We start from the raw sequence: 21,742 nt of genomic DNA, 5'->3' as shown, positions 1-21,742 counted from the left end.
TTCAAGAGGCGATTAAGAGCCTTCGCCGGCGCGCCTGCCGGGCTTCAGGGGGCACTGACGGCCAGGGCTGCGCCCAGCCCGCCGCGCACATCGTCCGGGGCCAGCCGGCCGTCCTTGTCGGTGTCGAGGGCGTCGAACACGGCGTCGCTGCCCAGCCATTCCTCGCGGGTGATGCAGCCGTCGCCGTCGAGGTCGTTGAGCAGGAAGATCTCGTGCACGGCGTGGCCGAAGGCCGCGCCACCCTCCAGTTCCGCAAGCCGGTGGGCCAGCTGGGCCTCGAGGGTCTCGATCGCCTTGCAGAAGCCGCGGATGCCCTCGTCGAGCTTCTCGGTGGCCATCGGATCGGCGGCGAGCATGGCCCGGAAGCGCTCCTCGTCGAGATGGATCTGGGCCTCGGTGGGCGCCGGATCGAAGGGGTTGAGCCTGCGCTCCAGCACGCCGTCGGTGCTGCGCAGTTCGTTGAGCAGGGCCGGTGAGATGGTGAGGAGGTCGCAGCCGGCCAGCTCGATGATCTCCTCGGTGTTGCGGAAGCTGGCCCCCATCACCTCGGTCTTGTAGCCGTAGGTCTTGTAGTAATTGAAGATCTGGGTCACCGAGACCACCCCCGGATCCTCGGCTCCGGGGTAGTGCTCACGGCCGGTGCTCTTCTTGTACCAGTCCAGGATCCGTCCCACGAAGGGGGAGATCAGGGTGACGCCGGCCTCTGCAGCGGCCACGGCCTGGGCGAACGAGAACAGCAGCGTGAGGTTGCAGTGGATGCCCTCCTTCTCCAGTTCCTCGGCGGCGCGGATCCCCTCCCAGGTGGAGGCCACCTTGATCAGCACCCGCTCCCTGCCGATGCCCGCCTGGCCGTAGAGCTCGATGATGCGCCGGGCCTTGGCGATGGTGGCTTCGGTGTCGTAGCTGAGGCGGGCGTCCACCTCGGTGGAGACGCGCCCGGGCACGATCTTGAGGATCTCCTTGCCGAAGGTCACGCAGATCTCGTCGAGGGCCTCACGCACCACCGCGTCGGCGCCGGCATCGCTGCCGATCAGCTCCCGGGACTCCCGCAGGGAGCGGTCGATCAGCTCCTGATAGGTGGGGATCTGCGCCGCCGCCAGGATCAGCGAGGGGTTGGTGGTGGCGTCGCGGGGGGTGAACTGCTTGATCGCGTCGATGTCGCCGGTGTCGGCCACCACCACGGTCATGGCGGCGAGTTGGTCAAGCAGGTTGGCCATGGCTGGCAGGGAAGCCGGTTGGCTGAACGCTAGCCAGTGCAGGCGCGGGGCCCCACCTTCTGCAGCGGTGCTTGCGCGAATGGCCACAGAGCGGCCAGGGATCAGCCCTGCGGGGCCGCCGGCCTGGCCGCAGCCGGCAGGGGCTTGGAGGGAGGGATCTGCTCCAGCACCAGCAGACCATCGATGATCTGCCGGGCCACGGGCGCGGCCACGGTGGAGCCGTAGGCATTGCCGCCCTGGGGTTCATCCACCACCACCAGCACCACGTAGCGGGGTTCGTCGATCGGCAGCAGCGCCACGAAGCTGGTGATCAGGGCACCGGGGATGTACACGCCGCGGTCGGCTTTCTGGGCCGTGCCCGTCTTGCCGCCGATGCGGTAGCCCGGCACATGGATCCCCAGGCTCTTGCTGCGCGCCACCGTCTGCTCCATCCACCCCAGCACCGTGCGCGTCACTGCCGGGTCCATCACCTGGAGGCCGGTGTTGCCGGGCGTCTGGGCGAGGGCGTCACCGGAGCGCAGTCCGCGGGTGATGTGGGGACTCACCAGGCGGCCGCCGTTGGCGAGCATGGCGTGCAGCTGGGCCAGCTTCAGGGGGGTGAGGGAGAAGCCCTGGCCGAAGGCCGCCACCGCCGGCTCGATCGCGTGGCCGGTGAACACCCCGCGGGGCTTCAGCTCTCCCGCCACCGCGCCCGGCAGATCGGTGTCCGGCCGGGTGTCGATGCCGAGCTTGTTCAGCCACTCCCAGAAGCGCTCGCGCTTCACCTGGGCCATGGCATTGACCATGCCCACGTTGCTGGACACCTCCAGCACGGTGGGGAAGTCGATCACGCCGTTGCCCTGGCGGTTGGCGTTGAAGATCGGCCAGCCGCCGATCGTCAGCTGGCCGGGGTCACTCACCGTGCCCTTGGGGTCGATCGCCTTCTCCTGTAGGGCGATGGCCAGGTTGATGGGCTTGAAGGTGGAGCCGGGCTCGTAGAGATCCTGCACCGACCATTCGCGGAACAGGCCCGGGTTGAATTTCCAGAACTGGTTGGGGTCGTAGGTGGGGTAGGAGGCCAGGGCGAGCATCTCGCCGTTGCGCACGTCCATCACCAGGGCGGCGGCGCGCTTGGCCTTCCACTTCGCCACCTGGCTGGCCAGGGCCTGCTGGGCCACGTGCTGCAGGCGGGCGTCGAGGGTGAGCTGGAGGCGCAGGTCGTCCCCGTAGAGGGCGCCGGCCTTGAGCCCCTCCGGCAGGGGGGTGCCGTCGGCACCGCGGCGCATGGTGATGGTGGTCTCCTGGCGCTGCAGATCGCCGTCGCGGCTCTGCTCCAACCCAGCCTGAGGGACGCGCTCGAGGTTGAGAAAGCCCACCACGTTGGCGAACAGGGATCCCTGGGGGTAGATCCTCTGGGGATAGGCCTCCAGGTCCAGGCCACTGATGCCGAGACGGCGGATCCGCTCGGCGGTCTCCGGATCGATCTCGGTGGCCATCTTCACGCCACTGGGGCGGCCTGCCATGCGCTCGTGCAGCACCTGGGCGGGCTGGGCGAGCACCCCCGCCAGACGCTCGGCCACCTCCTCACGGCTGCGCAGCTTCTGGGGATCGTCGCCGGGGAAGTTGAAGAAGCGGGGGTGGGCCCAGAGCGTGAAGCGTTCCTCGTCGAGCGCCACCAGACGGCCGTTGCGATCCACGATCGTGCGGCGTTTGCCGAGGGGCTGCTGGGATTGGGTCTGGATCGCCCGCGCCTTGGCCTGGAGATTGCCGGTGTCGATGACCTGCAGCCAGGCCAGGCGCAGCGCCAGGCCCAGCAGACCGAGGCTGAGCAGGCCGTAGACGGCCAGAAGCCTGCCGTTGCTGGGGGGCTGGAGCGGCACCACCCGCTGCTCGCGGCCGGATCCCGTGCGGTGCTGCACGACCGGCCGGCGGGAGCGTTGCAGCGGGGTCGTGCCCATGAAGCCGGTCAGGGGAGCGGAGGGAAGGGATGGGGTGGGATGGGGCAGCGGCGGCCCATGGTGGGGCCTGGGCTGCTCAGTAGCCGGCCGCTGCCTCCCGCCAGCGCAGTGCGGGCACCAGCGCTGCCCGGGCAGGCCCGGATCGCCGCGGCGGCGGCGCCACGAAGATCAGCTTGTCGCTGCTGGTGGGCACCAGCTGGCCGGGTTGGCCCACCACGCCGAGGTGGTGCCGTTCCAGCTGAGCGGAGGCCTCCTGCAGACGGTGCTCCAGCACCTGCGCCGCTTCCAGTTTGCGGAAGCTCATCGCCCACTCGTTCTGCCAGTGGAGGGTGAGGCCGCTCAGGGCGAGCATGCACAGCCCGAGGCCCGCCAGGGTGCCGTCTGCGGTGCGGTGGAGGCTCTGCAGCCAGGGTCGGCGATGGCTCCCGGCACGCCCCGACAGGGATCCGTTGATCACCTGCAGCGGGGCGGCTGCGGTGTCCAGGCGGAATCGGGGACGGTCGCTGGTCTCGAGGCCGATGAGGCGCCGCGCGGCCCGCCCTGCTGTTTTGGAGGCGACCACGGAAGGGAGCCGAATGCTTCGCCAGTGAACCACCCTGTCCGTCCCGCAGCAAGGCTGGTGAGCGGCGCCTTCAAACCCCCAGCAACAGCAGATTGGCGAAGGTGAAACCGTTCCAGAGGCCGTGCATGAGCACGCAGGGGCCGAGCCGCCCGCTGCGCAGCCGCAGCCACCCCAGCCCCAGGCCCAGCATCACCAGGGGCACCAGCTCGCCCAGGCTCAGGTGGGCCAGCCCGAAGACCAGCGCGCTGGCCACCACCCCGGCCGCCCCACCCCAGTGGCTGCCGAGCACGGGCAGCAGCACGCCTCGGAAGAGGGTTTCCTCGAACAGAGGCGCGAGCACCATCGCCGTCAGCGCAAAGCAGCTCAGGGCCACCGGATCGCGGGCGGTGAGCACCAGCTCGAGCAGGGGATTGCTGCCTCCCGGATCACCCACCAGCCGGTCCACCAGCCAGCCCGTCAAGGCCACCACCGGCAACACCATCAGCATGTGGCCGAGGGCGCCGCGCAGAGCCGAAGCGGGGGGCCTCCAGCGCCACTGCAGCCAGCCTGCGGGCGGCCGCCGCGCGGCCATGGGCTGCAGCTGGGCCCTGAGGATCAGCAGCGGCGGCAGCATCAGCCCCAGATAGAGGAGCAGCACCTGCATGCCCTGCTGCCGCACGGGCGTGGACTGCAGGGGCGCCAGCAGGGGGCGCAGGGCCGGCTCCAGCACCAGCGGCACGCTCAGTTCCCCCAGCACCACGAACCCTCCGGCGATCAGCAGGGTCACGTCCACCAGGTCGAGCTGGGGGCCCACCAGCGGCGGCAGGGGGGTGCCGCGACGCCGCCAGAGCAGCCAGCCCTCCCGCGCCAGCAGAACCACGCCCAGCAGCAGCAGAATCCCCGGCAGCCAGCTCACGGCCAGCAGGCGCGCCAGGGCCCGGCGCTGCACGGCGGCATCGCCGCAGTCGGGCCGCTCCGGCTCCAGCGCCTGGCAGAGGAGCTGGCTGGTGAGCGGACTCAGCTCTCCCTCCCAGGGGGCGCTGAGCCGCGCGAGCTGCGCCGGCGCCGTGGCCATGCCGCTGCTGCCGCTGTCCAGCAGTTCCAGCAGGGGCCGACGCTCCGGAGGGACCTGGCGGCCCAGCTCAGCCAGCACGGCTGCGGTGCGTGGATGCCCCTGGCTGCGGCTCAGCAGGGTGAGCTGCAGCAGCTGGTCGGGGCTGCCGGGACCGGGGCCGTCCGCCAGGCCCTGCTCCAGCTGGTCGGCCAGGTCCGCCAGCGCCTCCTCCCCCGCCAGCCAGGGTCGCAGCCGCTCCGGCAGGGCCGGTGCCGCCAGGGCCTGGAGCTGCCGCTGGCGCAGCTCCAGGGCATCGACCACCGACGGTCGGTTCAGGCTCTCCAGGAGTCCGTTGAGCCACAGCAGCAGGCAGAGCAGCAGGCTGAGCGCTGCCAGGAGCAGCTTCCAGGGCGGCGCCGGCGCGGGTGGAGGAGGGCCCGGCCGCTGCCCGGGCCGGGTGGTGGGGACGGTCAAACGCTCCTCTGCGGTTGGGCGATGGCCTGGATTCTCCCCCTGCCGCGCCACCCCTGGGCGGCGGGCGGCGCCTGTGGGCTGCTCCCATACGATGACCGCGAGCAGCCCTGGGTCCGTGTCGCTTCGGATTGTGCTGGTCCGCCACGGGCTCAGCAGCTTCAACGTCGAGCACCGGATCCAGGGACGTGACGACCTGTCCGCCCTCACCGACGTGGGCGTGGCCCAGGCCCGCTCCACGGGTGCGGCGCTGGCCGATGTGGGGTTCGACGCGGTCTACAGCTCACCCCTGCAGCGGGCCAGCGACACGGCCGCCCATCTGCTCGAGGTCCACGGCCGCGGGCTCACCCCCAGCTTCGACGAGGACCTGCTGGAGATCGACCTGGGCCCCTGGAGCGGCCTGCAGCGCCGGGAGCTGCGGGAGCGCTTCCCCGCCCAGGAGGCCGTCTGGCGGGCGGCACCGCACAGCCTGGAGCTGGAGCGTCGGGACGGCAGCCGTTACCGTCCCCTGCCGGAGCTGATGCAGCAGGCGGCCCGGTTCTGCCGCCGGCTTCTGGAGAGCCATGCGGCGGCCGTGGACGGTGCAGACAGCAGCGTGCTGCTGGTGGGCCACAACGCCATCCTGCGCTGCCTGGTGCTCACCCTCCTGGGCCTGGACGCCCAGGGCTTCCGCCGTCTGCGGGTGGACAACGGCTCGATTTCCGTGCTCAACATCAGTGGTGCTGCGGCCGGCACTCAGAGCGTGCAGGTGGAGTCGCTCAACGGCACCGCCCACCTGGGTGCGCCTCTGCCTCCGCGCGGTCCTGGCCCCCGGCTGCTGCTGGTGCGCCACGGCGAGACCGACTGGAACCGTCAGGGGCGCTTCCAGGGGCAGATCGACATCCCCCTGAACGCCAACGGGCTGGCCCAGGCCGAGGCCGCCGGTTCGTTCCTGGCCTCGGCCAGCATCCACCGGGCCTACACCAGTTCCATGGCCCGGCCGCGGCAGACCGCCGAAGTGATCCTCGCGGCCCACCCCGGCGTGCCGCTCACCGCCACCCGGGGACTGGTGGAGATCGGTCACGGCCTCTGGGAGGGCCGGCTGGAGCGCGAGATCGCCGAATCCTGGCCCCAGCTCCTGGCCGACTGGAAGCGCGCTCCCCACACGGTGGAGATGCCCGAAGGCGAAACCATCCATGAGGTGTGGAGCCGCTCCCTGAACACCTGGTCCACGATCGCCGCCAGCCTCGATGACCAGGAGACCGCCCTGGTGGTCGCCCACGACGCCGTCAACAAGACGATCCTCTGCGATCTCCTGGGGCTCACGCCGGCGGACATCTGGACGATCAAGCAGGGCAACGGCGGCGTGACCGTGGTCGACTACCCCCAGGGAGCCGGCGGCATCCCCGTGGTGGCGGCCATGAACCTCACCAGCCACCTCGGCGGGGTGCTCGACCGCACCGCCGCGGGTGCGCTCTAGGCCCCATGGCCACCCCCCTCTGGCTGCGCCGGGTGCAGGTGCTCGCCGGTCCCGGTGAACCACCCCGCCACCAGGATGCCCTGATCGACGCCCGCGGCCGCCTGCAGGTGTGGGGCGAGGGGGCCGCGAGGCAGGGCGAGGAGCTGGGGCTCGATCCCGTGCCGGCCGAAGGCTGGCTGCTGGCCCCCGTGCTGGTGGATCCCCACAGCGTGCTGGAACAGCCCTGGGACGGCGTGGCCGAGACCCTCGACAGCCTGGCCCGCTCGGCGGCCGCCGGCGGCTACGGCACCGTGGCGCTGCTGCCCTGGGCCCGTCCCTGGCGGGATCGGCCCGAGCGCCTGCGGGGGATGGCCTGGCCCGATCCCCTGCAGCTGGTGCTGTGGGGAAGCTTCAGCGCGGAGGGTGGCGATGCCGAGCTGGCTCCCCACCGCGACCAGCTGCTGGCCGGCGCCATCGGGCTGAGCGCCGGCGACCAGATCCCGCCGCTGCCCTTGCTGGAGCGGGGGCTGCTGCTGGGGGAGATGGGCCTGCGGCCTGTGCTCGTGTCGCCCCGCAGCGCGGGGCTCTGTGCCGGTGGCTTCGTGCGCGAGGCGGTGGAGACCCTGCGCGCCGGCTGGCCCCCCGATCCGGTGCTGAGCGAGACGCTGCCGCTCCAGTCCCTGCTGGCGGTGGCGGCCGCCCGACCCGCAGCCCGGCTGGTGCTGATGAACCTGTCCACGGCGGCCGCGCTGGAGCGGCTGCGTGCACTGGAGAGCCCTCTGCCCTGCACCGTGAGCTGGTGGCACCTGCTCGCCGACAGCGGCAGTCTTGAGCCGGCGCGGGTGGGCTGGCGCCTGGTGCCCTCCCTCGGCGCTCCCCGCGATCGCGAAGCGCTGCTCTCTGCCGCGGTGGAGGGCCTGATCTCCGCCGTGGCTGTCCACCACCTGCCCCTGGACGCGGAGGAGCAACTGCTCCCCCTCGACCAGCGCCGTCCCGGCCTCGCCGGTCATGGCGCCCGCCATGGCCTGGTGCTGCCGCTGCTCTGGCGGGAACTGGTGGACCGCCGCGGCTGCTCGCTGCAGCAGCTCTGGCAGCTGCTCAGCTGGGGCGGCTCCAGGCTGCTGGGACTGCCGCCGGAGCGTCTGCAGGCCGGCAGCCGGCGCTGGCTGCTGTTCGATCCCAGGGCGCCGTGGACCTGGACACGGGCCGAGTCGCTCTCCCTGGCCGCCAACCAGCCCCTGCTGGGCGAGCGGATCAGCGGACGGGTGCTGGCCAGCGGGCTCAGCGCGGCGTGGGACGGGGAGTCTGCGGCACCAGGGAGCCTGCCTGGTTGAAGGGATAGAAACGCCAGAACGCCCGGCCGATGACCTCGTCGGTGGGGATGAAGGGGCCTCCCGGCCAGAAGCGTCCGTCCCAGCTGTTGGCGCGGTTGTCCCCGAGGGCCAGCACGTGATCCGGAGGCACCACCGCATTGATGGTGCGGCAGGGTCCCATCCCCTGGGCGTCCACCGGGCAGAGGTTCTGCACGTAGGGCTCGTCCAGCCGCCGGCCGTTGATGCTCACCTGACCCAGTGGATCCACCACCACCCGCTCCCCCGGCAGGGCGACCACCCGCTTGATGTAGGCGTCGCAGGCGGGGTTGGCCAGGCCCGGCAGGCTGCCCACCACCGGCAGGTTCACCAGCAGGCAGCGCAGCGGATTGCCGTTGCTGCCGCTGGCGAGCACCGGATCGAAGCGGTGGGGGGAGCGGAACACCACGATCTCGCCGCGCTGCGGTGGCCTGCGCCGGTAGGTGAGCTTCTCCACCAGCAGCCGGTCCTGGATCTGCAGCGCCGGCAGCATCGAGCCGGAGGGGATGTACCGGGCCTCGACCACCACCTGGCGGATGCCGAGGGCCACGGCCAGGGTGATGGCCACGCTTCGCCAGAAGGCCCAGGGATTGTCGGGATGGTGGGCGTGACCCTTCGGGTTCGGCTCGCTCAAGGACTGGGGTCTCCTCCTGGATCGCCGCAACCGGGCGCCGCGGCCAGGGCAGATTAGGCAGGCCCCCACCGCGCCCCGGCCCGATGGTCCGTCCCCGCTGGCAGCGCCCCCCCGTTCCCTCCCGGGGTGCCCTGGAGCGCGGCTGGAATCGCTTCGTGGCGGTCTGGGCCACGCTCAACCTGGCCTGGGTGGCCTTCGATCTCAGCTATGTGCCCCTGCGGTCGTTCTGGCTGCAGCGCAACCTCCATCCCCTGCCCGGCGTGCCCCTCTCGGTGCCCCTGCAGGTGCTCCCCGACATCACCCCCTGGGTGGACCCGGTGAAGGGCATCGAGCCCCACCGCGAGACCCAGGCCTTCCTGGACCACTTCGAGCGCCTGGACGCCGCCCTTGGCGGCGCCGCCGCACCGTTCACCCCTGCCCAGCAGGCCCTGCTGCAGGAGCAGCTTCAGCGCACCGAGCAGATCATCGACACCAACCCCTTCGAGGGGTCGGGCCTCAGCGGCTCGCTCGAGAAGATCAAGAACCGGCTGCGCGACCGCGCCGGTGAGGATTCGGCCAAGCAGGCCGCCGCCCGGCTGCTCAGCCCCGCCTGGCTAGCCGAGCGCGGCTGGCAGGAGGAGCGCCGCTTCTGGCGCGAGCAGGTGCTGCCGCTGGTGGAGATCAACTACTGGCGCTCGATCGACGAGAACGCCCAGCCCACCGATCACGCCTGGCGCATCGACCTGCTGCTGTTCCAGTGGGTGTTCCTGCTCGACATCCTGCAGCGCCTGATCCGCCTGCGCCGCCGCATCCCCGGGCTGCGCTGGCGGGATGCGCTGCTGCGGCGCTGGTCCGATCTGCCGCTGCTGCTGCCCTTCTGGCGCTGGTTGCGGATCGTGCCGGTGGTGGAGCGGCTGCAGACCTCCGCCCTGGTGAACTTCGAGCCTCTGCGGGCGGTGGTGAGCCGGGGCGTGGTGGGGTTGCTGGCCCTGGAGCTGTTCGAGGTGCTGGCCCTGCAGCTGATGGACGGGTTCCAGGGCCTGGTGCGTTCGCCCCGCTGGCCCCAGCGCATCCGCTCGCTGCGCAGCCATCAGACGGTGATCCGCAGCGAGGATGAGCGTCAGCTGCTGGAACTGGCGCGCATCTGGGGGCCACTGCTGCTCTCCGAGGTGGCGCCACGGCTGGCCCCCGAACTTCAGACCCTGCTGGCCTACAGCCTGCGCCAGAGCCTGGACCGCACCGTGGTGCCGCCGCCCCTGCGCCAGCTCGCACCGCTGCTGCAGGTGGAAGCCGGTCTGAGCACCCAGCTGGCCGGAGGGATGGTGGACAGCCTGCTGGACCTTTCGCGCAGCACGGGGACCCGCCTGGCGCGCACCGACGACGTGCAGCTGGAGATGCTGCAGCGCTGCATCGACCGCTTCTGGGACGAGCTGGCCCTGTCGCTGGAGACCGGCCCTGCCCTGCAGCGCACCCAGGATCTGGTCTGCGCACTGATCGAAGGCCTCAAGTCCACCTACCTGAGTCAGATCAGCAGGGCCCGCATCACATCCCTGATCGACGAACTCGACCAGCTCATGGCCGCCGCCCCGCCGGCAGGAGCGGATGGGATGGATGCTGGGATGGAGGCGGACGGTCAGCCCACGCGGTCGACCTGAAAGCGGGCCTCAGCTCAGCAGCAGTTGCTGCCACTCCTCGGGATCGAAGCCGGTGAGCACCCGGTCCCGGTGAATCAGGAAGGGGCGCTTGACCAGCTTGCCGTCAGCCGCCAGGGCCGCCAGTGCCTGCTCGTCATCCATGGCCTGCACGGCGGCGGCACCGAGGGCGCGGTAGCTCTGGCCGCTGGTGTTGAACAGCCGCCGGCGGCCCAGCTGCTGGAGTGCCAGGCCCAGCTCCTCGAGCTCAGGCGGCTGGACGGTGATGTCGATGATGTCGATCGGATCGACCGATAGCCCCTGGTTGCGCAACCAGGCGAGGGCCTTGCGGCAGGTTCCGCAACGGGGATAGCTGTAGAGCTTCAACGGCGCTTCGAGGGGAGGCTGTGACGGCCAGCGGTCAGGAGCGGCCGGCCAGGCCCGGCGTCATTTGCGTCCGACCAGGGCCTTGAGGGCGCCCACCAGGCTGTTGGAGCCCTTGCCCACTCCATCGTCGGGCCGGGTTCGCACGGTGACATCGCCGTTGACGCTGGTGCGGCAGCTGAGGCGGTAGCTGGCGGGACGATCGGCCAGATACACCTCTTCGACATCAGAGCGGGGTGAGAGGTTCTGCATGCCCTCGAGCACCTCCATCACGCAGGTGCCGCACTGACCGAGGCCGCCACAGTTGTTGAGGTTGTTGAGACCCTTGTAGGGATTGATGCCGGCATCGAGGGCCGCCTTGCGGAGATTGGCGCCTTCGATGCAACCGACCTGCTGGCCTTCCTGTTCGAAACGGATGGTGGGCACGGCCGGTGGGGGGTGAACGCGCCGCCAAACTTAGGCCCTCAGGGGGGGCGATGCCTAGCATCGCCGCCAGTTGTTGCGAGCCCGTGGGAGAGAACCAGACGCTGCCCCAGCCCCCCTCCCCCGGTGGCCCCGACAGCCCTGGCGCCGCCATCGATTCGCCGCTCAGCGACACCCAGGGCTACGACCTGGTGGTGCAGCAGCTGATCCCCGGGTACGCCAGCCTGGCCCGTCTCTCGGTGGCCCTGCTGACGGCATCTCCCCGGGCCGGCCGGGACGGCGCCGCGGTGCTGGTGGCGGGCTGCGGCACCGGCGCCGAGCTGGTGGAGGCCCGCGCCCAGAGGCCGGACTGGCGGATCACGGCCATCGACCCCTCCCTGGCGATGCTGCAGGCGGCCCAGCGGCGCCTCGGCGACGGCACCATCCAGTGGCAGCAGGCGCGCGTGGAGGAGCTGCACGCCGAAGGCTGCTACGCCGGTGCGCTCTCGGTGCTGGTGCTCCAGTCCCTGCCCGATGACGGCACCAAGCTGGCCTTTCTCTCCGCCCTGGCCCGCAGCCTCGAGCCGGGAGGTCAGCTTGTGCTCGTGGATCTGATGGCGCCGGAGCGCTCGCCGCTGCAGGCTCAGGTGCAGGCTGCCTGGCTTGGTTTTCAACGGGCCAGTGGCCTGAGCGAGCAGGCGAGCCGGCAGGCGGCCCTCGGCCAGGGTCTGCATCCCATCGGCGTGGCCCGGCTCACGGCGCTGGTGAACGCGGCGGGATTCGGCGACCCGGCCCGCATCTTCCAGGCCCTGGGCTACGAGGGCTTCCTGCTGCAGCGGCCCGCCTAGCCGCCCTGGTCGCGCGTGGCAGCCTCGCCGCAGCGCTCCAGCAGGGCGGGCACCGCCTCCACATCCAGCCAGCCGAGAATCTCGATCACGCGGCCTTCGATGCTCTTGTAGGTGCGGAAGAACTCGGCCACCTCCTCCAGCTGGGTGTTGCCGATCTGGCGGATCGAGCGCACCTGCCGGTTGAGGACATCGGCCTCAGGCACGCACAGCAGTTTGCCGTCGCGTGCCCCGCTGTCCACCATGTCGAGGATGCCGATCGGCCGTGCCCGGATCAGGCAGCCGGCGAACGTGGGCTCCTCCATGATCACCATGGCGTCGAGGGGGGAGCCGTCCTCGGCCAGGGTGTTGGGCACAAACCCGTAGTCGAAGGGGTAGCGCACCGAGGAGTGCAGGATCCTGTCCAGAGCCATCACACCGGCGCTGGCGTTGTATTCGTATTTATTGCGCGAGCCCGCCGGAATCTCCACCACCAGGTTCACGAGCCCGGGCGCTGGGGATGCCGGCAGCTGGCTCAGATCCATGAAGGCTGTGGGGTCCCGGGGACGGAGGTCGGGCGGCCAGAACGGTGGCGAAGGGCAGCACGATGGCGATTACGCCGATGAGGCCACCGAGCGCGTGCAGGAGGGGAAGCAGGCCCGGACTGAAAGGGTCTTCCGTCTGGGCACTGGGTGACTCAGGCGCGCCTGGCTCGGCATCACTGCCGCACCGCTCAGGCACGGCGTGGTCTCGGTTGAGGGCGATGGTCATGGGGTGGGTGCCTGAGCGCCGCGTGGAAGGCGGCGGCCGTGGCGGCACCGGACAACCGGTGGATCCGGATCATCAAGACCCACCCATCCTGCCACTCGCAACCTGGGCCTGCACCATCGGATTGCCGGCCGGGCAGCGCCGGCCGGCTCAGGCGGCGGACCTGGTCTCTGCGTCGAGGTCGAGCTGGTCGAGCCGGAGCCGGATCGCCTGCAGTTCGCCGAGAATGGCGCCGAGAAGCTGCTGGGTGGCCGTGGAGGGTGAATTCAGCACCTCGACGGTGACCTCCTTGATGCGCAGCACATCCCGGGCGAAGCGGGCCACCTCGTTGGGGTGGAAGAGCAGGGGGTCCTTCTGGTCGCTGCGGTACTCGGGATTGAGCCTGCGCGGGTTGAACGCCGGGTTGAGATTGCGCGGGTCGGTGTTGGTGTAGCGGTACACCGAAGCCCGCGAACGGCTCAGTGCCTTCTGCACCTCATCGATGCCCAGCAGGCTGGTGGCCGATTCACCGGAGCCGGCGGTCACCGACGGCGTCAGGATCAAGCCTTCCGTGCCGGCATCCGTGGGTCGCGCTGCCGATGCAGCGGCGTTGTCCGCGTGGATGGCCGGGGACTGGTGGCCATTGCCGGATGGAGCGGTAGGCACGGATTGGGGTTGGCCAGGAACGGGCTGAAGATGCGGGGAGCGGCCCAGGGGATCGAAGAAGCCTGGGCTGGTGGCCATGAGACGCGATTGAGACGATTGGGATCAGCGTCCGAACCTAGCAGGCTCGGGCTTTCCCGGTGGTGTCGGCTGAGGCCGGTTCCCAGGCAGTGGTAGCTTCCGCGCTCCGTTGCCGCAACCCCCCATGCGCGTCTCCCGCCTGATGCTGGTGACGCTGCGGGAGGATCCGGCGGAAGCCGAGATTCCCTCCCACAAGCTGCTCCTGAGGGCGGGATACATCCGCCGTCTGGCGCCTGGGATCTATGCCTATCTGCCGCTGATGTGGCGGGTGCTGCGCAAGGTGTCGCAGGTGGTGCGCGAGGAGATGGACGCCGCCGGCGCTCTGGAAACCTTGCTGCCCCAGCTGCAGCCGGCCGACCTCTGGCGTCGCAGTGGCCGCTGGGCCGGCTACACCGCCGGCGAGGGCATCATGTTTCACCTCCAGGACCGTCAGGGACGGGAGCTCGGCCTGGGGCCCACCCACGAGGAGGTGATCACCACCCTGGCTGCCGATCTGCTGCGCTCCTACCGGCAGCTGCCGGTGAATCTCTACCAGATTCAGACCAAATTCAGGGATGAGATCCGCCCTCGCTTCGGGCTGATGCGCGGCCGCGAATTCATCATGAAGGATGCCTATTCCTTCCATGCCGACGAGGCTTCCCTGGCGGAGGCCTACGCGGCCATGGACCGCGCCTACCGTCGCATCTTCGCCCGCTGCGGCCTGCGGGCGGTGGCGGTGGAAGCCGACAGCGGCGCGATCGGCGGCTCCGCCAGCCAGGAATTCATGGTCACCGCCGAAGCCGGTGAGGATCTGATTCTGGCCAGTCCCGATGGCCGCTATGCGGCCAATCAGGAGCGGGCGGTGTCGCTGCCGACCGCTGCCCGGCCTCTGCCCGGTGGTCTGCGCCGCGGCGGCGCCGGCGAGCCCCTGGCCACCCCCGGTGAGGCCACGATCGAGCAGCTCTGCGCCGGCCACGGCCTCGATCCCAGCCAGGTGGTGAAGGTGCTGCTGCTGCTGGCGCGCTTCGAGGACGGTGCCGGCCAGCCCCTGCTGGTGGCGCTGCGCGGCGATCAGCAGCTCAACGACGTGAAGCTGGCCAACGCCGTCAGCGCCCGCCTCGGGGCGGAGCACGGGGCGCTGCTGGACCTGTCTGCCATCACCCCCGAGCTCCTCGCGGCCCAGGACCTGCCCCAGCTCCCCTTCGGCTACCTGGGCCCTCAGCTCGACGACCGGCTGCTGGCCGGCGGGCGCAGCTGGGCCCGGGGCTTCCTGCGGCTGGTGGATCCCACGGCCGCGGAGCTCGAGGCCTTCGTCTGCGGGGCCAACCAGACCGATCAGCACCTGGTGGGGGCCAGCTGGAGCGGCCTGGAGCTGCAGCCCGATGTGGTCGACCTGCGGGCGGCCCAGCCCGGGGATCGCTGCTGCCACGACGCCGACCAGAGGCTGGAGGCCACCCGGGGCATCGAGGTGGGCCACATCTTTCAGCTGGGCCGTAAGTACTCCACCGCCATGGAGGCCTGTTTCACCACCGAGACCGGCAGCAGCGAGCCGTTCTGGATGGGCTGCTACGGCATCGGGGTGTCGCGGCTGGCCCAGGCGGCCGTGGAGCAGCATCACGACGCCAACGGCATCTGCTGGCCCCTGGCCATCGCCCCCTTCGAGGTGCTGGTGGTGCCGGCCAACGCTGCCGATGCGGTTCAGGCGGAGTTGGCCGAGCACCTCCAGGCCCGGCTGGAGGAGGCCGGCGTCGAGGTGCTGCTGGACGACCGGCCCGAGCGCGCCGGGCTGAAGTTCAAGGATGGCGACCTGCTCGGCATCCCCTGGCGGGTGGTGGTGGGCCGCGGCGCCGCCGAGGGGCGTGTCGAACTGGTGGAGCGCGCCGGGGAGGGGTCTCTGGATCTGCCGGCCGACGCCCTGGTCGACCATCTGCTGCCCCGGATCCGGCGCCAGAGGCGCGGCCTGCTCGAGGATTGAGCCGACCCGTCCGCAAGGCCGCCGGCAGGCACCATCCCTAGGATCCAGGCACCCGCATCGTTGCCATGGCCGCCGCCCTCTCCCTGTCGCTCCAGCAGTGGTGTGAGCGCTGGGGGAGGGCCCTGGCGGCCCTGGCGCTGGTGGGCTGTCTGCTGCTCGGGGCCTGCAGCGGTGCCTCCAGCCTGAGCGGCAACTACGTGGACGACACCGTGGCCGTCGCCGACAGCCTGATCGCCACCATCGCCCTGGGCGCTGACGACCCGGGCCGGGGGGAGGCGGAGACCCGCGCCCGTGGTCTGATCAACGACTACATGGCCCGCTACCGCCCCCGGCCGGCGGTCAATGGACTGGCGTCGTTCACCACCATGCAGACCGCCCTCAACTCCCTGGCCGGGCACTACGCCAACTACCCCAACCGCCCCGTCCCCGAGGCCCTGCGCGAACGGGTGACCAAGGAGCTGCAGAAGGCGGAGCGCGGGGTGGTGCGCGGGGCCTGATCCCGCCGCCCTTTACGAACTCCCCCGCAGGATGAGAGGCTCTTCGCTTGTGCTCACAAGCGGCTTCGGGCCGCCGTGTCCTTGGCCAACGTCGTCGTCATCGGTGCGCAGTGGGGTGACGAGGGCAAGGGCAAGATCACCGATCTCCTGAGTCGTTCGGCCGACGTGGTCGTGCGCTATCAGGGCGGCGTCAACGCCGGCCACACGATCGTGGTGGACGACCGGGTGCTGAAGCTGCACCTGATTCCCTCCGGAATCCTCTACCCCGACACCACCTGCCTGATCGGTTCGGGCACGGTGGTCGATCCCCGGGTGATGCTCAGCGAGCTCGACATGCTGCTCGAGCTGGGCATCGAGGTGACGGGCCTGAGGCTCGCCTCCACCGCCCACGTGACCATGCCCTACCACCGCCTGCTGGATCAGGCGATGGAGCAGCGGCGCGGCGCCCGGCGCATCGGCACCACCGGCCGCGGCATCGGTCCCACCTATGCCGACAAGTCGGAGCGCAACGGCATCCGCATCATCGACCTGCTGGACGAGCAGCGGCTGCGGGAGCGCCTGGCCGGCCCCCTGGCCGAGAAGAACGAGATTCTCCAGAAGCTCTACGGCCTCGAGCCGATCGATTTCGAGGCGGTGGTGGCGGAGTACGTGGGCTACGGCGAGCGGCTCGCGCCCCACGTGGTGGACTGCACGCGGGCCATTCACGAAGCGGCGCGGGCCCGCAAGAACATCCTCTTCGAAGGCGCCCAGGGCACCCTCCTGGACCTCGATCACGGCACCTATCCCTACGTCACCTCCTCCAACCCGGTGAGCGGCGGCGCCTGCATCGGCGCCGGCGTGGGCCCCACCCTGATCGACCGGGTGATCGGCGTGGCCAAGGCCTACACCACCCGGGTGGGCGAGGGGCCCTTCCCCACCGAACTGGAGGGGAGCCTCAACGACCACCTCTGTGACCGGGGCGGCGAGTACGGCACCACCACCGGCCGCCGGCGCCGCTGCGGCTGGTTCGACGGTGTGATCGGACGCTATGCGGTGGAGGTGAACGGTCTGGACTGTCTGGCCATCACCAAGCTGGACGTGCTCGATGAACTCGACGAGATCCAGGTGTGCGTGGCCTACGAGCTCGATGGCCGCCGCATCGAACACTTCCCCAGCAGCGCCGAGGACTTCGCCCGCTGCCGACCCATCTACCAGACCCTCCCCGGTTGGCAGTCCTCCACGGCCGACTGCCGCGCGCTGGAGGATCTGCCGGCCACGGCGATGAGCTACCTGCGCTTCCTCGCCGAGCTCATGGAGGTGCCGATCGCGATCGTGTCGCTGGGCGCTGGCCGTGACCAGACGATCGTGGTGGAGGATCCCATCCACGGACCCAAGCGGGCCCTGCTCAGCGCCTGATCCACCCTGCCCAGTCCATTCCATGACCGCCAAAAACCTGGACGTCGTCGGCATCGGCAACGCCATCGTCGACGTGCTCGTGCACGCGGAGGAACGCTTCCTGGGCGACCACGGGCTCACCAAGGGCACCATGACCCTGGTGGACGAGCAGCAGGCCCAGCGGCTCTACGGGAGCGTGGGGCCGGGTCTGGAGACCTCGGGCGGCTCGGCCGCCAACACCCTGGCCGGCATCGCCCAGCTGGGCGGCCGGGCCGGCTTCATCGGCCGCGTCCGCGACGATCAGCTGGGCGGAATCTTCGCCCATGACATCCGCGCGACCGGAGCCCACTTCGACACCCCGCCCGCCACGGCCGGCCCCGCCACGGCCCGCTGCCTGATCCTGGTCACGCCGGATGCCCAGCGCACCATGTGCACCTACCTGGGGGCCTCTGTGGGTCTGGATCCGGCCGACCTCGATCTGGAGATGGTGGCCCGAGCCCGGGTGCTCTATCTGGAGGGCTACCTCTGGGACAGCGATGCCGCCAAGCGGGCCTTCATCGCGGCCGCCGAGGTGGCCCGGGCCCACGGCGGTGAGGTGGCCCTGAGCCTGTCCGACGCGTTCTGCGTGGAGCGGCACCGCGAGAGCTTCCAGGAGCTGGTGGACGGTCACGTTGACCTGCTGTTCGCCAACGAGATGGAGATCACCGCCCTCTACCGCGCCAATAGCTTCGCCGAGGCGGTGGAGCAGGTGCGCGGCCGCTGCCGGGTGGCCGCCCTCACCCGCAGCGAGGCGGGATCGCTGGTGCTCGCCGGTGACGAGAGCCACCCGATCGAGGCGGTGACGCTGGGCCCCCTGGTGGACACCACCGGTGCCGGTGACCTCTACGCCGCCGGTTTCCTGCACGCCTACACCCAGGGCAGGGACCTGCTCAGCTGCGGCCGGCTGGCCTCTCTCTGCGCCGGCCAGGTGGTCACCCAGCTCGGCCCCCGCAGCCAGGTGGACCTGCGCGAGCTGGCCTGCCGTCACCTGGGCTGGCAGCAGCCCTCGGCCAGCCAGGCGCCGTAGCCGCCGCTGCAGCGCGCCGGCCAGTAGATCCACTCCGGTGTCGTGTAGCTGTGCAGCGCCACCACCGCCTGCCGCAGGGGCTCCAGGCTGGCGGGGTGGGTCTTGATCAGCAGCTGCACCTCGGCGCCGCGCTGCAGCTCACCCTGCCAGTGGTAAAGCGAGGTGAGCGGCTGCAGGGCCACACAGGCCGCCAGCCGCCGCTCCAGAACCGCCCGGGCCAGAGCTTCGGCCCGCTCCTGATCGGCCTCGGTGGTGAGCACCAGCACCAGATCGGCGTCCTCAGGCATCACGGCTGCGTGGATCAGTCGTTCCAGGCTGCCAGGGTCCGCAGCAGGGCCTCGGCATCGAGACCAGGTGTGGTGCGCGGCAGCTGCGGCCTGCGCAGCAGCAGCAGCCGGCAGCCCTCGGTGGCTGCCACCCGGCGCCAGAGGGTTTCGCTGGGTGGCCCCGAGGCCCGCGCCAGGATCACCGCGATGCCCCAGCGCCGCACCAGCGCCGCCTCCACGCCCCCCTCATCCCGCTCCGTCGGCTCGCCGGGCGGTCGGGGGTGCAGGGGGGCCAGGCGGTGGGGGGGCACGCCGGCTGCGAGGGCCAGCCTCAGGGCCTGCGGATGGGGCAGCACCCGGGCGTGATGCAGGGCGCCGGGGCTGCAGCGCAGGGCCTCGGCGAGGTGGCGCGAGCCGATCGCCAGCAGCAGCCGGCTGCCGGCCAGCGGCACGGCCCTGAGGGCCCCCAGATCGGCGAGCTCCTCAACCGCGCCTCCACCGCCCACTCCCCCGCCGCTCAGCCGGCAGTCCCCGCCATGGGGCCCGGCCGGCTCCGCTGCCGCCATCTCCATGTCCCGCTCCAGCCGCAGCAGCGGCACCGCCGCGGCGGCACTGCCCTCGGCCAGCTCGTGCTGGATGCGGCTGGCGAAGGGATGGGTGGCGTCCACCACCACCCGGAAGGGTTGCCCCTGCGCCTGGGCCCGCTGCAGCTCGCCGGTCAGCCGGGCGGCTCCGCCCAGCGGCCCCACCTGCAGCTCCAGGGCCGGATCGTCGGGATACTTCCGGGCGGCGGCGCCGGTGACCACGCTCACCCGCACCCGCCAGCCCAGGGCCAGCAGGCGCGCCGCCAGCGGTGGGCCGGTTCCCGTGCCGCTGAACAGCCAGAGCCGCCCGGGCTGCGGCCGGGCCGGGGGATCGTGCATCAGGATGGGCGGCGTTGCGAGGGTCAGCGGGCGTGAATCACTGTCTTCTGGAAGTCGACGTGCTCGAGGCGCCCCAGGTCCGCTACACCCAGGACAACCAGACGCCGGTGGCGGAGATGCTCGTGCAGGTGGAGGGGCTCCGGCCCGACGACCCGCCGGGCCAGCTCAAGGTGGTGGGCTGGGGCAACCTGGCCCAGGACCTCCAGAACCGCGTCCAGCCCGGCCAGCGCCTGGTGCTGGAAGGCCGTCTGCGCATGAACACCGTGACCCGCGCGGACGGCATCAAGGAGAAGCGGGCCGAGTTCACCCTCGCCCGGCTGCATCCCCTGTCCGCGCCGGCATTCACGGCCGCGGCCCAGGCGGGCGGCACCGCTCCGGCCCCCGCCAGATCCGCCGCACCCCAGCCCCTGGCCAGCCCCAGTCCCAGCCCCGCCCCCAGCTGGAATGCCGCTCCCCTGGTGCCCGACCTGCCGGAGGGTGAGGACGAGATTCCCTTCTGATCGCGCGGCGGCGCCGGCCACGGTTCAGTCCTGCGCCTGGGGATGCTCCCCCACCCGGTCGAGGAGTTCGCCCAGTTCCCGCTCCAGGGCCGCCAGATCCAGCCGCCACTGGGGCCAGGCGCCGCTGTCGATGTGACGCAGCAGCCAGAGGCGGTCGGCCTGCAGCTGGCGCACCAGCTCCGCCGCGCTGGAGGCGGCCCCAGGTGTCGCCTCGGGTGGGGTCGCGTCGGCCATGGGCATGCAGGAAGATGACGTCATGCAAGCACTTCTCTCGCCCGGCAGCCTGGTCACGCTGGCCGGTGCGGTTCTCTCGGTGATCGGCTGGATCGGTTACGCCAGCGGCAACCCCAATCTCAGCCTGCCGACGATCTTCTACGGCATCCCGATCCTGCTCGGTGGCCTGGCGCTGAAGTCGTCCGAACTGCCCCCACCCGAGCGGCTCACGCCCCCCGATCGCTTCCGCACCCTGCGGGAGCTGCCCGCGAGCGAGCCCCTGCGCAAGCTGCGGGCCGATGTGCTGCGCTGGCGTTACGGCCAGAAGGCCCACCTGGAGAGTTCCCTGGAGGTGCTCAAGCTCTGGGACGAGGACAACCCTCCCCAGCTGCTCAGCGTCGAGGAGCTGGAGCATGACGGGGGCTATGGCCTGCGTCTGCGCTTCCGCTGCGGCGCGGTGTCCTACGAGCGTTGGCAGGAGCGTCGCGACCGCCTCGGCCGCTTCTTCGGTGCCGGCCTGGTGGCCGACCTGGAGCCCCTGGGGGAGGACGGACTCCAGCTCACGCTGCTGCCCCAGCCGGTCCCGGCGCCCGCCGGCTGAGCCGCGGGGCCTGCGGGGCCGATCATGGGCCCATCACCCCCCGATTCCCCCTGCTGCCTTGAGCTCCGATCCCGCCATCAGCCGCACCGATGCCCTGCGCGTCTCGGTGCTCAGTGAGGCCCTGCCCTACATCCAGCGCTTCTCGGGCCGCCGGGTGGTGGTGAAATACGGCGGGGCGGCGATGGCCCGGGCCGACCTGCGCGACGCCGTCTACCGGGATCTGGTGCTGCTGGCCTCGGTGGGGGTGCGGCCGGTAGTGGTGCATGGGGGCGGTCCGGAGATCAACGACTGGCTGGGTCGGCTCAACATCCAGCCCCAGTTCAAGGCGGGCCTGCGGGTCACCACCCCCGAAACCATGGACGTGGTGGAAATGGTGCTTGTGGGCCGCGTCAACAAGCACATCGTCAACGGCATCAACACCGTCGGCGGCCGCGCCGTGGGCCTCTGCGGCAGCGACGGCTCCCTGGTGGTGGCCCGCACCTACGACGACGGCAACCACGGCCTGGTGGGGGAGGTGCAGGCCGTGGATCCGGCCGTGCTCTTCCCGCTGCTGGATGCCGGCTACATCCCGGTGATCTCCAGCGTGGCCGCCGACCGCGAGGGCCAGGCCCACAACATCAACGCCGACACGGTGGCCGGCGAGCTGGCGGCCGCCCTGCAGGCCGAGAAGCTGATCCTGCTCACCGACACCCCGGGGATCCTGCGCGATCGCCACGATCCCGCCTCGCTGATCCGCCAGGTGACCCTGGCGGGCGCCCGCGATCTGATCGCCGAGGGGGTGGTGGAGGGCGGCATGACCCCCAAGACCGAGTGCTGCATCCGTGCCCTGGCCCAGGGGGTGGGGGCCGCGCACATCGTGGATGGCCGTGTGCCCCATGCCCTGCTGCTGGAGGTGTTCACCGATGCCGGCATCGGCACGATGGTGGTGGGCAGTGAACGCTGGCTGCGGAACTGAGTAGACGGGACGGAGTAGACGGACCTGAGCAGAGCCGGTGC

At 71.2% G+C, this 21,742-nt stretch carries 23 protein-coding genes; 11 read left to right on the top strand and 12 right to left on the bottom strand.

The genetic code is table 11. From position 1 onward, the window contains the following. Positions 1 to 44 precede the first annotated feature (44 nt). The 4 genes from KBY90_RS09655 to KBY90_RS09640 form a co-directional block, all read right to left on the bottom strand. A complete protein-coding gene (locus KBY90_RS09655) occupies positions 45 to 1,217 on the bottom strand; it encodes a transaldolase (protein WP_254968383.1) in 1,173 nt (390 codons plus the stop codon). Between the two features lie 101 nt (positions 1,218 to 1,318). Further along, positions 1,319 to 3,154: a penicillin-binding protein 2 gene (locus KBY90_RS09650; protein WP_254968382.1), complete on the bottom strand. Its 1,836-nt coding sequence runs from the start codon at positions 3,152 to 3,154 to the stop codon at positions 1,319 to 1,321. Between the two features lie 76 nt (positions 3,155 to 3,230). After that, positions 3,231 to 3,716: a hypothetical protein gene (locus KBY90_RS09645; protein WP_254968381.1), complete on the bottom strand. Its 486-nt coding sequence runs from the start codon at positions 3,714 to 3,716 to the stop codon at positions 3,231 to 3,233. Positions 3,717 to 3,786: 70 nt separating this feature from the next. Further along, complete coding sequence (locus KBY90_RS09640; protein WP_254968380.1) at positions 3,787 to 5,223, bottom strand: CPBP family intramembrane glutamic endopeptidase; 1,437 nt, start codon at positions 5,221 to 5,223, stop codon at positions 3,787 to 3,789. 115 nt (positions 5,224 to 5,338) lie between these two features. On the opposite strand from KBY90_RS09640, the gene KBY90_RS09635 reads away from it, so the two are divergent. Together KBY90_RS09635 and KBY90_RS09630 are read left to right on the top strand one after the other, a co-directional pair. Further along, positions 5,339 to 6,679 (top strand): histidine phosphatase family protein, encoded by a 1,341-nt coding sequence (locus tag KBY90_RS09635; protein ID WP_254968379.1) that lies wholly within the window; start codon positions 5,339 to 5,341, stop codon positions 6,677 to 6,679. Between the two features lie 5 nt (positions 6,680 to 6,684). Then, positions 6,685 to 7,992 carry a dihydroorotase gene (locus KBY90_RS09630; RefSeq protein WP_254968378.1) on the top strand — a complete coding sequence of 436 codons (1,308 nt, stop codon included), beginning with the start codon at positions 6,685 to 6,687 and terminating at the stop codon, positions 7,990 to 7,992. Here KBY90_RS09630 and lepB read toward each other — a convergent pair. Then, positions 7,940 to 8,641, bottom strand: a complete 702-nt coding sequence (gene lepB / locus KBY90_RS09625; protein WP_261353209.1) for a signal peptidase I — start codon at positions 8,639 to 8,641, stop codon at positions 7,940 to 7,942. The genes KBY90_RS09630 and lepB overlap by 53 nt on opposite strands. 83 nt (positions 8,642 to 8,724) lie before the next feature. On the opposite strand from lepB, the gene KBY90_RS09620 reads away from it, so the two are divergent. Then, the gene (locus KBY90_RS09620; RefSeq protein ID WP_254968377.1) at positions 8,725 to 10,275 is read left to right on the top strand and encodes a hypothetical protein; all 1,551 of its coding nucleotides are present in this window, start codon (positions 8,725 to 8,727) and stop codon (positions 10,273 to 10,275) included. Positions 10,276 to 10,284: 9 nt separating this feature from the next. Here KBY90_RS09620 and KBY90_RS09615 read toward each other — a convergent pair whose 3' ends face one another. Then, entirely contained in the window at positions 10,285 to 10,638 is a 354-nt protein-coding gene (locus KBY90_RS09615) for an arsenate reductase family protein (RefSeq protein ID WP_254968376.1), read from the bottom strand. A 60-nt stretch (positions 10,639 to 10,698) separates the two neighbouring features. Next, positions 10,699 to 11,061, bottom strand: a complete 363-nt coding sequence (locus tag KBY90_RS09610) for a 2Fe-2S iron-sulfur cluster-binding protein (RefSeq protein ID WP_254968375.1) — start codon at positions 11,059 to 11,061, stop codon at positions 10,699 to 10,701. A gap of 83 nt (positions 11,062 to 11,144) precedes the next feature. Here KBY90_RS09610 and KBY90_RS09605 point away from each other — a divergent pair, with 83 nt between their 5' ends. After that, positions 11,145 to 11,885, top strand: a complete 741-nt coding sequence (locus tag KBY90_RS09605) for a class I SAM-dependent methyltransferase (protein WP_254968374.1) — start codon at positions 11,145 to 11,147, stop codon at positions 11,883 to 11,885. Here KBY90_RS09605 and KBY90_RS09600 read toward each other — a convergent pair. Both KBY90_RS09600 and KBY90_RS09595 read right to left on the bottom strand, forming a co-directional pair. Beyond that, entirely contained in the window at positions 11,882 to 12,406 is a 525-nt protein-coding gene (locus KBY90_RS09600; RefSeq protein WP_254968373.1) for an inorganic diphosphatase, read from the bottom strand. The two genes, KBY90_RS09605 and KBY90_RS09600, sit on opposite strands and share 4 nt — an antisense overlap. Before the next feature lie 373 nt (positions 12,407 to 12,779). Then, a complete protein-coding gene (locus tag KBY90_RS09595) occupies positions 12,780 to 13,169 on the bottom strand; it encodes a resolvase (RefSeq protein ID WP_396122562.1) in 390 nt (129 codons plus the stop codon). Positions 13,170 to 13,476: 307 nt separating this feature from the next. On the opposite strand from KBY90_RS09595, the gene KBY90_RS09590 reads away from it, so the two are divergent. The 4 genes from KBY90_RS09590 to KBY90_RS09575 all read left to right on the top strand — a co-directional run bounded on the left by KBY90_RS09590 (position 13,477) and on the right by KBY90_RS09575 (position 18,243). Continuing rightward, on the top strand, positions 13,477 to 15,306 hold the full coding sequence (locus KBY90_RS09590; protein ID WP_254968372.1) for a proline--tRNA ligase: 1,830 nt from the start codon (positions 13,477 to 13,479) through the stop codon (positions 15,304 to 15,306). A 65-nt stretch (positions 15,307 to 15,371) separates the two neighbouring features. Beyond that, entirely contained in the window at positions 15,372 to 15,803 is a 432-nt protein-coding gene (psb27, locus tag KBY90_RS09585; protein ID WP_254968371.1) for a photosystem II protein Psb27, read from the top strand. 75 nt (positions 15,804 to 15,878) lie between these two features. Then, a complete protein-coding gene (locus KBY90_RS09580; RefSeq protein WP_254968370.1) occupies positions 15,879 to 17,198 on the top strand; it encodes an adenylosuccinate synthase in 1,320 nt (439 codons plus the stop codon). 22 nt (positions 17,199 to 17,220) lie between these two features. Further along, positions 17,221 to 18,243 carry an adenosine kinase gene (locus KBY90_RS09575; RefSeq protein WP_254968369.1) on the top strand — a complete coding sequence of 341 codons (1,023 nt, stop codon included), beginning with the start codon at positions 17,221 to 17,223 and terminating at the stop codon, positions 18,241 to 18,243. On the opposite strand, the gene cutA is transcribed toward KBY90_RS09575, so the two are convergent. Together cutA and KBY90_RS09565 are read right to left on the bottom strand one after the other, a co-directional pair. Next, positions 18,201 to 18,530 (bottom strand): divalent-cation tolerance protein CutA, encoded by a 330-nt coding sequence (gene cutA, locus KBY90_RS09570; protein WP_254968368.1) that lies wholly within the window; start codon positions 18,528 to 18,530, stop codon positions 18,201 to 18,203. The two genes, KBY90_RS09575 and cutA, sit on opposite strands and share 43 nt — an antisense overlap. A 14-nt stretch (positions 18,531 to 18,544) precedes the next feature. After that, on the bottom strand, positions 18,545 to 19,432 hold the full coding sequence (locus KBY90_RS09565) for a precorrin-6A/cobalt-precorrin-6A reductase (RefSeq protein ID WP_254968367.1): 888 nt from the start codon (positions 19,430 to 19,432) through the stop codon (positions 18,545 to 18,547). A gap of 32 nt (positions 19,433 to 19,464) precedes the next feature. Here KBY90_RS09565 and KBY90_RS09560 point away from each other — a divergent pair, with 32 nt between their 5' ends. Next, a complete protein-coding gene (locus KBY90_RS09560) occupies positions 19,465 to 19,932 on the top strand; it encodes a single-stranded DNA-binding protein (protein ID WP_254968366.1) in 468 nt (155 codons plus the stop codon). A gap of 24 nt (positions 19,933 to 19,956) precedes the next feature. On the opposite strand, the gene KBY90_RS09555 is transcribed toward KBY90_RS09560, so the two are convergent. Further along, positions 19,957 to 20,166 (bottom strand): hypothetical protein, encoded by a 210-nt coding sequence (locus tag KBY90_RS09555; protein WP_254968365.1) that lies wholly within the window; start codon positions 20,164 to 20,166, stop codon positions 19,957 to 19,959. 22 nt (positions 20,167 to 20,188) lie between these two features. On the opposite strand from KBY90_RS09555, the gene KBY90_RS09550 reads away from it, so the two are divergent. Together KBY90_RS09550 and argB are read left to right on the top strand one after the other, a co-directional pair. Further along, entirely contained in the window at positions 20,189 to 20,746 is a 558-nt protein-coding gene (locus KBY90_RS09550) for a DUF2854 domain-containing protein (RefSeq protein ID WP_254968364.1), read from the top strand. Between the two features lie 58 nt (positions 20,747 to 20,804). Then, a complete protein-coding gene (argB, locus tag KBY90_RS09545) occupies positions 20,805 to 21,701 on the top strand; it encodes an acetylglutamate kinase (RefSeq protein WP_254968363.1) in 897 nt (298 codons plus the stop codon). Positions 21,702 to 21,742 lie beyond the last annotated feature (41 nt).

The organism is Cyanobium sp. CH-040 (assembly GCF_024346135.1).
Taxonomy (GTDB): domain Bacteria; phylum Cyanobacteriota; class Cyanobacteriia; order PCC-6307; family Cyanobiaceae; genus NIES-981.
This window is presented reverse-complemented; position numbering and strand designations above follow the sequence as displayed.